The organism is Rodentibacter trehalosifermentans, from assembly GCF_002000545.1.
GTDB classification, from domain to species: domain Bacteria; phylum Pseudomonadota; class Gammaproteobacteria; order Enterobacterales; family Pasteurellaceae; genus Rodentibacter; species Rodentibacter trehalosifermentans.
Map to the genome: position 1 here is coordinate 1 of NZ_MLHL01000067.1, position 10385 is coordinate 10385.

Sequence of the window (10385 nt, forward strand, 5' to 3'; positions counted from 1 at the left end):
ATTGATTGATTGATTGATAACATAATTGGCTCAAACCCAGTATGAAACTAAACGCCGTCATTCTATGTAAATTTTTTATGGGTGGCAAGCGTAAAATTGAGTATTGCGTGTAGCTTGGTTCTATGTGAAATTTTTTATTTTTTGACCGCACTTCCATAAAAAGTGCGGTCATTTTTTTTCAATATTTTTAATTTTTAAAATCAGCCCCTAAACAAGGACGGATTTTGTTGAGCATTTCTTTTAACACTCGGGTCGGGGCGGCGATGATATTGCCACTGCGCAAATAACCGTTGCCCGCTTCAAAATCGCACACCAAGCCGCCGGCTTCACGCACGATTAAATCACCTGCTGCACAATCCCAGGCTTTAATGCCCATTTCAAAATAGCCATCGACACGGTTTGCTGCTACATAGCATAAATCCAAGGCGGCTGAGCCGGTGCGGCGGAAATCCGCAATGTCTTCAATTAATGCATTCATAATGGCAAATTGGGTTGGCATTAGTTTGGGTTGTTTGAAAGGGAAACCGGTGGTGATAATGGCGCCTTGAATTTCACGTTTGGCATTCACCCGTAAGCGCACTTCATTTAATTTCGCCCCTTCGCCACGCACGGCAGTGAATAATTCGTTACGGATAGGATCGTAAACCACGCCCACTTCTGTACGGTTTTTCACACGGATTGCGATGGATACGGAAAAGTGTGGCAAGCCATTCATAAAATTACGGGTACCATCCAGTGGATCGATAATCCATTGCACATCACCGTCTTTTCCTTCAATCGCACCGGTTTCTTCCGTGATTATGGTATGGTCGGGGTAAGATTTACGGATAATTTCAATAATTTCTGCTTCCGCAGCTTTATCTACACTGGTGACATAATCATTAATGCCTTTTTGCGCAGTTTCGATATCATCACGGCGTTCATAATTTTTAGCAATCACATTGCCCGCTCTTCGTGCCGCACGAATGGCGATATTTAACATTGGATTCATAATTCCACCAGATTTTAAAGAACTAAAAAAAATTTCTGCGCCATTATAGCGATATTTGCCAAAATAACCAGCCGAAAATCATAAAGGGACGGCTTTTCTTCTGCTTTTTTATGGGTTTTGCGTATAGGATCGAGAAAATGATTTTGCTTGGTTGTCGAGTTTAGCAAATGCACTTAAAGTGCGGTAGAAATTAAAGGAGTTTTTTATGCGCAAAGGGTTTGTGGAAAAGGGGGCAACATTGGTGGAATTGGTGATCCTCTTGGCGATTATCGGTATGGTATTGAGTTTTAGCGTTCCCCTTTGGCAACGGGACAATCCAAAGATAATTTTGGCGAAAGAGCAGCATCGCCTTTACCAATTTTTACGACAGATTCAAGGGCGGGCGGAAAATTCTTCGGAAATTTGGTTTATTTTGGTGAACCGTCATCCCGTCACGAAACGATGGTGCATTACAGCTCAGGTGAAAAATGACAAACTTTGCGATTGTTTGCAGCCGACAGCTTGCCCGAAAGCGGTGTATGCCCATTTTTATCATCCTTATTTCGCCGAGAAAACCACCATTATCAGCCCGAAAATTTACCCCACGGAAGCAGCCCGTTTTAATGGCATACGCAATACGGTGGATTCCAACTGCTTTTTATTGCAAGCCGCTGAAGAACGCACGCTATTTTCCTTTTTTAATGTGGGGAGTTTGAAATTAAAACCCAATCAATCCGTCAGTGCTTGTAAATAATATGATGAAAAAAGGGCAAACTTTACTCTCATTAATGATTTCGTTGGCAATTTCGTCCGCACTTTTACTGGTGATTTCGCAATTTTATAGCAACATTCAGGTTCAGAATCAGCAGATTTTTTTGAGATTGAAACTTCAGGCAGAATTGCAACGTACAATTCAACTTATTGGCAAAGATCTCCGCCGTGCCGGTTTTCGGGCGTTGAATAATAAGTTGATCGAAAGTAATGTCGCCCTGTTTGAGTTAGGCGAAAAAAGCTCGGCGTTAATGATTTCACAAGCGGATAATGCCCCTAAAAATAGTTGTGTCTTATTTTTTTACGATCTCAACGGTAACGGTTGTATCGGGGAAAAATACAACAAAAATACTTGTTTGAGTGGGCGACAAAATGTAGCGAAAGGCATCGAAAAAGAACTTTTTGGCTATAAATTGAATGGCAAGATGGTGGAAACCAAGCAAACTTACAAAAGTGTGGTAAAGGCAACTTGCCAATCCTCCGAATGTCAAAAAGCCCTTCAACAAACCGCTTGCAATGCCGGTGGAGGCTGGACGGATTTACTGGATGAAAACGAGTATGAAGTCACGCATTTGCAATTTAACAGGTTAGCGGAAGGGAAAGGCGTTGAAATTCAACTTGCCGGTCGTTTAAAGCTTCATCCTACGATTGAATATGAAACCGCTATGGTGGTGGCACTCTGGAATGAACAATAATGGGCATTAATAATGCAGCGAAAAAGTAGAAAAGGCGTGGCAACGCTCGGTATTTTGATCTTTCTTTCCGGATTATTGGCAGTGATGCTGCTTTTTGACGATAGTACTCTGCGCTTTTTTCGGGCTCAGCAAATGCAGCGTAAAAATTACGTGGAACGCACCTTAGCCTTGCAAAAAATGACCTTCTCGGAAAAACAACAGGCTTGCTTAGCATTGCCTTTGGATAACCCGGATCGGGTTCGACAGGTTTTTATCAATATAGCGGGGGCAGAAGATGCGATTCGCTATTCATTGTGGTGTCAGCGTGTAGCGATATTCAAAAAATCGCCCACAAAAGGCGACAATCAAGGACAATTAACAAATTTTATTCAGATGAAAAATCTTAACGAATTTCGACCGCACTTTACCACACTGTCTAACCCTTTGATTGCCAATAAAATACCGCAATTATATTGGTTTCAAGGAGATAAAACGGAATGGGAAGTAGACGGTACTGTGCCGGGAATTTTGGTGGCGGAAGGGGATTTAATCTTGCGTGGGAAAGGGCGGATAAGCGGGGCGGTGATTACCGGCGGAAGCCTCAGCTTAGAAGGCGTGACAGTCGCCTATGGTAAAAAGATGGTTGAGCCTTTGGTACAACAATACAGCAAATGGCAATTAGCGGAGAAAAGTTGGAGTGATTTTAGTCCCTCAAATGAATAAAGGAATGTCGCTGACTTCAGTGATGTTTACTCTGATGTTGTTTAGCACATTATTCCTTATTTTTAACCGCTGGACGGCAAATCAACGTCAAAGTGCGGTGAAAATTTATAATGATTTTCAAGCCCTACAGATTGCGGAGAATCAGGCTCAACGGCAATTTTTAGGTTTGCCTTGCGAACAAAAAGTGAGGCAAAATGGTGTGCAATTTAACGTGCAATGCCAAGGCAACAAAGTGATAATTCATTCTCCGGTCGGGGAATTTTCTCTGAAAAGTGAATAAAAAACAGGTAGAATGATTCCTCATTTTTGCTTATGTTATAGGTCGCCCTTGTGTTTATTGTTTACCATTCCAATCAACTTGAAAAACAAAAAGATATTCTTGCCGAATTATTCAAAACGCTTCCACGAGAGAATCCCCTTCAGCAAGAGATTATCTTGGTGCAAAGCCCCGGCATGGCACAATGGTTACAGATGGAATTGGCAAAGAAAAACGGTGTTTCAGCTCATTTAGCTTTTCCTATGCCGGCAACCTTCATTTGGCAGCTTTATGCGGATAATTTACCTTCGGTTTCGTTGCAAAACCCTTTTGATAAGGATTCAATGATGTGGCGTTTAATGAAACTGATGCCCGATTTTTTAGAACGGGAAGCGTTTTTGCCTTTACGTCACTATTTAGCCTCCTCGCCTCATTCCGAACAATATAAACGCTATCAATTAAGTCGCAAGATCGCAGATCTTTTTGACCAATATTTGGTTTATCGTCCCGAATGGATTTTTGCTTGGGAAAAAGGGGATGATGAACATATTGCCGCACAAATTAAGGCACAACAAAACCATTTGAATGACACCCTATTACAACAAATTCTCGGCAATGTGGTATGGCAAGGTACATTGTGGCGTGCTTTAGTATCGGATATTAAAGCGGATATGGGAGAGAATGTCACACACCGCGCAGCTTTACACGAGCAATTTCTTGCCCTGTTAAATAATAAAAACCAACTGAAAAAATTACCTAATCGCCTTTTTATTTTTGGCATTCCGGCATTACCGACAGCTTATCTGTCTATTTTGCAGGCGATGTCATCGGAAGTGGATATTCACCTCTTTTTCAACAATCCCAGTCAAGAATATTGGGGGGATATTCGTGATTTGCGTATGGATTATCTGTGTACCCGTAGTCGCCAAAATTATCAAAAACAGACAGAAATCCAACCGCTCTTTTCAGAAGCTCGACAATCGGTTTTGAGGCAAGGGGCGGTTGAAGCCACCTATCATAATGAAAATTTGCAAGCCGGTAATCCGTTGTTGGCGGCTTGGGGAAAAATGGGACGTGATTTTCTTTATACCTTGATTCGCGATGAAGAACAGATTCCCACTTATTCACTGAATGCTTATGAAGAGATTTCAAGCGACACTTTACTTGGGCAATTGCAATCTCATATTTTGCATTTAGAAAATAAACCTTTAAACCTTGAAAAAAATGACCGCTCTTTGACAGTGCATGCCTGCCACAGTGCCATGCGGGAAGTGGAAGTGTTGCAAGATTACCTGCTGCATTTATTTAATCAAGATCCTACGCTTACGCCAAAAGATGTGGTGGTGATGGTGGCGGACATTAACCAATATACCCCTTATATTCAAGCGGTTTTCGGTCAGAAAAACGGTGACACTCCGCTGATCCCCTTTTCTATTTCCGATAATAAATTATCGGAAAGTGATGTGTTGGTTTCCTGTTATCTGGCATTGTTGCGTTTAAAAGAAAGCACTTTTAGTGCAGAAGAAATACTGACTTTATTAGATATTCCGGCATTGCGTGAACGCTTTAAGATTTCCCTTTCCGATCTCCCTTTAGTGCGGGAATGGGTGGCGGAGGCGGGTATTCGTTTTGGATTGCAGAAAAACCAAGAGGGAATAAATTTCAATTCTTGGCAAGCCGGTTTAGAACGAATGGTATTAGGCTATGCGATGCGGGAAGAACACGGCATTTGGCGAGATAGTTTGGGCTTTGACAGTAGCTACGGTTTAAAAGGTTTACTGGCCGGGAATTTGTCGCGTTTTTTCACCGCACTTTCTCATTGGCACAGAACACTCCAACAAGCCCATTCTATAGAAAAATGGCAAGAAATATTAACCGCACTTTTGACGGATTTCTTTGTGCAAAGTGAAGAAACCCATGACACTCTCTTTTATATTCAAGAAAAAATTAACGAGTTGGCACAGCAATTATCCTCACTTCATTTTGATTTACCCTTACAAGCGGATGTGATTACCGATGTGATGATGACAAAACTGGAAGATGCTCCGAATAGTTTGAAATTTCTAGCCGGTAAAGTGAATTTCTGCACCTTACTCCCAATGCGGGCAGTGCCTTTTAAAGTGGTGTGTTTACTGGGAATGAATGAGGCGGATTATCCCCGTACACAAACACCAAACAGTTTTGATTTAATGCAATATCATCATCAAAAAGGGGATCGTGTTCGCCGTGATGATGATCGTTATTTATTCCTAGAAGCACTACTTGCCGCCCGTGATTATTGTTATATCAGCTATATCGGGCGGTCTATTATTGATAATCAAGAGAGAGAACCTTCCGTTTTGGTGAGCCAACTGCTCGACTATATTAATCAAAATCAAGAAGATGAGCGGAGGATACAGATTCAAGAACACTCGATGATGGTATTCAACCCAAGCAATTTTAAAAACAGTGAAAATTTCGACCGCTCTTTTGCCGCAAAATGGTTGCCAATGGTGAAAAATAGCGGACGGGTGGGACAAAAAGAATTTATTTCAGTGATGGAAAATGCGGAACAGATAACGGAAATTGAGTTGGATCGTTTCATCGGTTTTGTGGAAAATCCGGTCAAATTTTTCTTTGAAAAACAACTTGGCGTGTATTTTCGTGATACTGATGATCGTATTCCCGATAGCGAAAATTTCACGTTGTCAAAGTTAGATGAGTATGCATTAAATAATGCACTCATTTATAAAGATAAAGAAGAATTTGAAGGTTATTTTGAACAAGCTACGGTGAAAGGCGTGTTACCACGTGCGCGATTTGGTCAGGTGACTGCGGAAAACGTGCGTGATACGGTGTTGGAATTTAAGGATAAAATTGCTGAGCTGGGCGAGCCGCATAATGCCTCAGTAGATTTTGATTTAACCGTTTCTTGGCAAGGCAAAAGCCAATTAATTCGTTTATTTGGTTATATGGAAAACCTATTTGAAGGCGATCAGGTGGTTGAATGGCATTTTGCTAAATATAAAGATCGCTATCTTATTCGTCCTTGGCTTTATTATTTAATTCAATGTGTTACCCAAGAAACGACAATACCACCAAAATTAATTACCAAAGATAGAGTGGTTGATTTCCCGTCCATTGAACCTGAAACGGCTTTGGTACTTTTGCAAACCTATGCGCAAGCCTATTTACAAAGCCAAATTGAAATTCAGCCGATACCAACGGTGGGGAATATTGAGAATTTCATTATAAAAGAGGAAAGTGCGGTGGATTTTGACGGCGTTTTGACAAAGCTCCAAAAATTGGCAGAAGAGGAAAAGCGGGGCAACTATACGAAAAAAGCCGATCCTTATTGGGCGCGTTTGTTGGCACAAACCACAAAATTTGAAGACAGGGAAAATTTGTTGGCATTATTAAAACAAACAACAGATTGGTTTGGGGAATTGTTTGCAAAAGAAGAGAAAAAATCGGCGAATAAAAAAGCAAAGTAAATCGTCAACATAGCGTTTTTTTGCTAAGATGAGCGACTATTTTTTGATGAGGATTTGCTATGCGTTGCCCATTTTGTTCCACTGAAGAAACGAAGGTGATTGATAGCCGTTTGGTCTCTGATGGTTATCAAGTTCGCCGTCGCCGTGAATGTGGTAGCTGTCACGAGCGTTTTACCACCTTTGAAACGGCAGAATTACTCGTGCCTAAAATTATCAAAAATGATGGTTCACGGGAACCTTTCAATGAAGATAAACTTCGAAGCGGTATTCAGCATGCTTTAGAAAAACGCCCGGTGAGTGCTGATGATGTAGAAAAAGCCATTAGCCATATTATTTTACAATTACGGGCCACCGGTGAGCGTGAAGTGCCAAGCCAGTTAGTGGGTAAATTGGCGATGAATGCCTTAAAAGAGCTGGATAAAGTCGCCTACATTCGCTTTGCGTCCGTCTATTTAAGTTTTGATAATATCAATCAATTTACCAAGGAAATTGAAAGTCTGAAGGATTAATTATGTCGGTCCCATTTACCGCTCAAGATAAGCAATTTATGCAACGTGCCTTAGCCTTAGCCGCAAAAGGCATTTATACCACCACACCCAATCCGGCGGTGGGCTGTGTGTTGGTTAAAAATGGTGAAATTGTAGGGGAAGGTTTTCATTTTAAAGCAGGGCAGCCTCATGCCGAGCGAATGGCATTGGCACAAGCCGGTGATAAAGCAAAAGGGGCAACTGCTTATGTGACGTTAGAGCCTTGTTCCCATTATGGTCGCACCCCTCCTTGTGCATTGGGCTTAATTGAAGCCGGTGTGGTGAAGGTGATTGCCGCTATGCAAGATCCTAACCCACAAGTCGCAGGAAAGGGATTGAAAATGCTTGCTGAAGCGGGTATTGAAAGTGCGGTCAATTTATTGAGTTTTTCTGCAGAAAAACTCAATCAAGGTTTTTTAAAGCGAATGCGACAAGGTGTTCCTTTTGTGCAATTAAAATTAGCCATGAGCCTTGATGGCAGAACCGCTATGGCAAGTGGCGAAAGCAAATGGATTACCGGTGCGACAGCCCGTTTCGATGTGCAAGAAATGCGGGCAAAATCCTCCGCCATTTTATCCACTTCCGCCACGGTTTTGGCGGATGATCCGAGTTTAAATGTACGTTGGGAGGAGTTTCCCGAAGATCTTAAAAAAAATTACCCAATCGACTCGGTGCGCCAGCCTATTCGGGTGATTTTAGACTCGCAACATCGTATTCAACCGACCCATCGATTATTCCATACCACCTCGCAGGTCTTGTTAGTATCAAGTCAACAACGGGATCTTTCTGCTTTCCCTTCTTTCTGTGAACAAATTATTTTACCCAAAGAAAATTTATTGGAATCCTTGATGATTGAGTTGGGCAAACGTCAAATAAATTCTCTCTGGGTGGAAGCCGGGGCAAATTTGGCGGGGAGTTTGATCGAACAAAAACTTGTAGATGAACTTATCATTTATATGGCCCCTAAATTATTGGGCGATAAGGCGCGTGGTTTATGCCGGCTCCCTCATTTAACGCAATTATCCGATGCGCCGCTATGGCAACTCAACGAAGTTCAACAAATTGGCGACGATATAAAACTGACTTACACACCAAAAGGATTTTAAATGTTAAGAAAACTTTTTCATTCCGCTTTGTGGGGGCTTGCAGCAGCCGGCGTGATTCTTTTCGCCGTGCCTCGATTAAATTCGAGCAATGTGTTGACTTCTGATGACATTGTCTCTTTTAAAAATGCAGTGCGTATTGCCTCGCCTGCTGTGGTCAATGTTTATAACCGCTCTTTTTCTTCAGCCAGTATTAATGATAATGATCAATTGCAAGTGAACAATTTGGGTTCAGGGGTGATTATGAGCAAAGACGGCTACATTCTCACCAATAAACATGTGATTCAAAATGCCGATCAAATTGTGGTGGCATTACAAAATGGCAATATTTATGAAGCCATTTTAGTAGGGTCGGATAATTTAACGGATCTTGCGGTATTGAAAATTCGTGCCGATAATCTAGCAACCATTCCACAAAATGCGGATCGTCAAGTGCATGTGGGCGATGTCGCATTGGCGATTGGCAACCCTTACAACCTTGGGCAAAGCGTTTCTCAGGGGATTATTAGTGCCGTTGGGCGAAGTGCAGTGGGGGATTCCCTCGGCAGACAAAATTTTATTCAAACGGACGCCTCTATTAACCGAGGGAATTCCGGTGGGGCATTAATTAATTCTGCCGGTGAACTGGTGGGCATTAGCACATTGAGTATCGGCAAAACCTCCAGTGAAATTGCAGAAGGCTTAAATTTTGCTATCCCAATGGACATTGCCAATGATGTACTTAATAAAATTATTCGTGATGGACGGGTTATCCGAGGCTATTTCGGTGTGCAAAGTGATATTAGTGCCAATACCGAACAAGGCATTCTCATCACCGGTGTGAGCGCCAACAGTCCAGCTGCCAAAGCAGGTATTCAAGTGGGCGATGTGATTTTAAAATTAAACAATCAAGAAGGGATCTCAGCCCAAGAAGTGATGCAGATCATCGCCAATACCAAACCAAATACGCAAGTGATGGTGACGATTATGCGTTTAGGTCGAATCTTTGAAGTGCCGGTTACGGTGGAAGAATTACCGTCTAATTAGAGGTTATATGGAGATTAAAATCAGTCATTTTTTTGCCTGTTTGGATCGCCTGCGGTTGATTCAGCGTTGGTCGCTTATGCGAAATATTGAAAAAGAAAACCTAGCGGAACACAGCCTGCAAGTGGCTTTTGTGGCACAAGCCTTGGCAATGATTAAAAATAAATTTTTTGGCGGCAAGGTGAATGCGGAACGTATTGCCGTGATGGCGATGTATCACGATGCTTCTGAAATTTTCACCGGTGATTTACCCACCCCTATCAAATACTTCAATCCCGAAATTACCCAAGCTTATAAGCAAATTGAAACTGCGGCAGAGCTTCATCTCATCAGCCTGCTTCCACCGGAATTACAAGAAGATTTCACCCCTTATTTAGACAGTGAAACCTTTTCTGAGGAAGAAAAGCACCTTGTCAAACAAGCCGACCTCATCTGTGCTTACATTAAAGCCCAATTTGAACTGGATAACGGCAATCAAGAATTTAAAAGCGCCAAAGCAAGATTAGAAACCCTAATGCAGCAATGGTATAGCCCGGAAATGGATTATTTCTTACAAGTATTTATGCCAAGTTTCGGGCGATCTTTGGATGAGATTGCGCTGTGATTGAAAAAGTGCGGTTGATTTTTAACATGCTTTAAAACAGTTTGAGAATCAACCGCACTTTTGTTTACAAGGTCAGCAAGCGTAACCTGTGTGAAGCAAAAACTTAAACGGATACTATCTTACCCCATTTCATTTTAAAGGAAATCTCATGAATAAAAATCACTATAAAGTTATCTTCAGCCGCGTGTTAAATCAGCTTGTTGTGGTGTCTGAACTGGCAAAATCCCAAAGCAAAACGGCGAGTGAAAATCTTGGTGCGGA

11 protein-coding genes are annotated in these 10385 nt (G+C 41.8%); 10 read left to right on the forward strand and 1 reads right to left on the reverse strand.

What is annotated here, in order from left to right:
• Positions 1 to 187 precede the first annotated feature (187 nt).
• The gene (suhB, locus tag BKK52_RS11040) at positions 188 to 991 is read right to left on the reverse strand and encodes an inositol-1-monophosphatase (RefSeq protein ID WP_077420712.1); all 804 of its coding nucleotides are present in this window, start codon (positions 989 to 991) and stop codon (positions 188 to 190) included.
• Positions 992 to 1211: 220 nt separating this feature from the next.
• Here suhB and BKK52_RS11045 point away from each other — a divergent pair, with 220 nt between their 5' ends.
• The 10 genes from BKK52_RS11045 to BKK52_RS11090 all read left to right on the forward strand — a co-directional run.
• Positions 1212 to 1724, forward strand: a complete 513-nt coding sequence (locus BKK52_RS11045; RefSeq protein ID WP_077420716.1) for a pilus assembly FimT family protein — start codon at positions 1212 to 1214, stop codon at positions 1722 to 1724.
• Between the two features lies 1 nt (position 1725).
• Positions 1726 to 2436, forward strand: a complete 711-nt coding sequence (locus tag BKK52_RS11050) for a PulJ/GspJ family protein (RefSeq protein WP_077474352.1) — start codon at positions 1726 to 1728, stop codon at positions 2434 to 2436.
• Between the two features lie 12 nt (positions 2437 to 2448).
• On the forward strand, positions 2449 to 3138 hold the full coding sequence (locus tag BKK52_RS11055) for a DUF2572 family protein (RefSeq protein WP_077420710.1): 690 nt from the start codon (positions 2449 to 2451) through the stop codon (positions 3136 to 3138).
• Positions 3131 to 3418 carry a DUF5374 domain-containing protein gene (locus tag BKK52_RS11060; RefSeq protein ID WP_077474328.1) on the forward strand — a complete coding sequence of 96 codons (288 nt, stop codon included), beginning with the start codon at positions 3131 to 3133 and terminating at the stop codon, positions 3416 to 3418. The genes BKK52_RS11055 and BKK52_RS11060 overlap by 8 nt, the downstream gene beginning before the upstream one ends.
• A gap of 50 nt (positions 3419 to 3468) precedes the next feature.
• Positions 3469 to 6867, forward strand: coding sequence for an exodeoxyribonuclease V subunit gamma (recC, locus tag BKK52_RS11065; RefSeq protein ID WP_077420708.1), 3399 nt, complete (start codon positions 3469 to 3471; stop codon positions 6865 to 6867).
• A gap of 59 nt (positions 6868 to 6926) precedes the next feature.
• The gene (gene nrdR / locus BKK52_RS11070; RefSeq protein ID WP_077420706.1) at positions 6927 to 7376 is read left to right on the forward strand and encodes a transcriptional regulator NrdR; all 450 of its coding nucleotides are present in this window, start codon (positions 6927 to 6929) and stop codon (positions 7374 to 7376) included.
• Positions 7377 to 7378: 2 nt separating this feature from the next.
• Complete coding sequence (gene ribD, locus BKK52_RS11075) at positions 7379 to 8500, forward strand: bifunctional diaminohydroxyphosphoribosylaminopyrimidine deaminase/5-amino-6-(5-phosphoribosylamino)uracil reductase RibD (RefSeq protein WP_077420704.1); 1122 nt, start codon at positions 7379 to 7381, stop codon at positions 8498 to 8500.
• Positions 8501 to 9523, forward strand: a complete 1023-nt coding sequence (gene degS / locus BKK52_RS11080; RefSeq protein ID WP_077420702.1) for an outer membrane-stress sensor serine endopeptidase DegS — start codon at positions 8501 to 8503, stop codon at positions 9521 to 9523.
• Positions 9524 to 9530: 7 nt separating this feature from the next.
• Positions 9531 to 10124 (forward strand): 5'-deoxynucleotidase, encoded by a 594-nt coding sequence (gene yfbR / locus BKK52_RS11085; RefSeq protein ID WP_077474327.1) that lies wholly within the window; start codon positions 9531 to 9533, stop codon positions 10122 to 10124.
• Between the two features lie 148 nt (positions 10125 to 10272).
• On the forward strand, positions 10273 to 10385 hold a 113-nt coding region (locus BKK52_RS11090), incomplete at its 3' end, for an ESPR domain-containing protein (protein ID WP_208606160.1).

Excerpts from the sequence above, each read along its gene's own strand:
- suhB (WP_077420712.1), bottom strand. The coding sequence starts at position 991 with ATGAATCCAATGTTAAATATCGCCATTCGTGCGGCACGAAGAGCGGGC.
- BKK52_RS11050 (WP_077474352.1), top strand. The coding sequence starts at position 1,726 with ATGATGAAAAAAGGGCAAACTTTACTCTCATTAATGATTTCGTTGGCA.
- BKK52_RS11055 (WP_077420710.1), top strand. The coding sequence starts at position 2,449 with ATGCAGCGAAAAAGTAGAAAAGGCGTGGCAACGCTCGGTATTTTGATC.
- BKK52_RS11060 (WP_077474328.1), top strand. The coding sequence starts at position 3,131 with ATGAATAAAGGAATGTCGCTGACTTCAGTGATGTTTACTCTGATGTTG.
- nrdR (WP_077420706.1), top strand. The coding sequence starts at position 6,927 with ATGCGTTGCCCATTTTGTTCCACTGAAGAAACGAAGGTGATTGATAGC.
- ribD (WP_077420704.1), top strand. The coding sequence starts at position 7,379 with ATGTCGGTCCCATTTACCGCTCAAGATAAGCAATTTATGCAACGTGCC.
- degS (WP_077420702.1), top strand. The coding sequence starts at position 8,501 with ATGTTAAGAAAACTTTTTCATTCCGCTTTGTGGGGGCTTGCAGCAGCC.
- yfbR (WP_077474327.1), top strand. The coding sequence starts at position 9,531 with ATGGAGATTAAAATCAGTCATTTTTTTGCCTGTTTGGATCGCCTGCGG.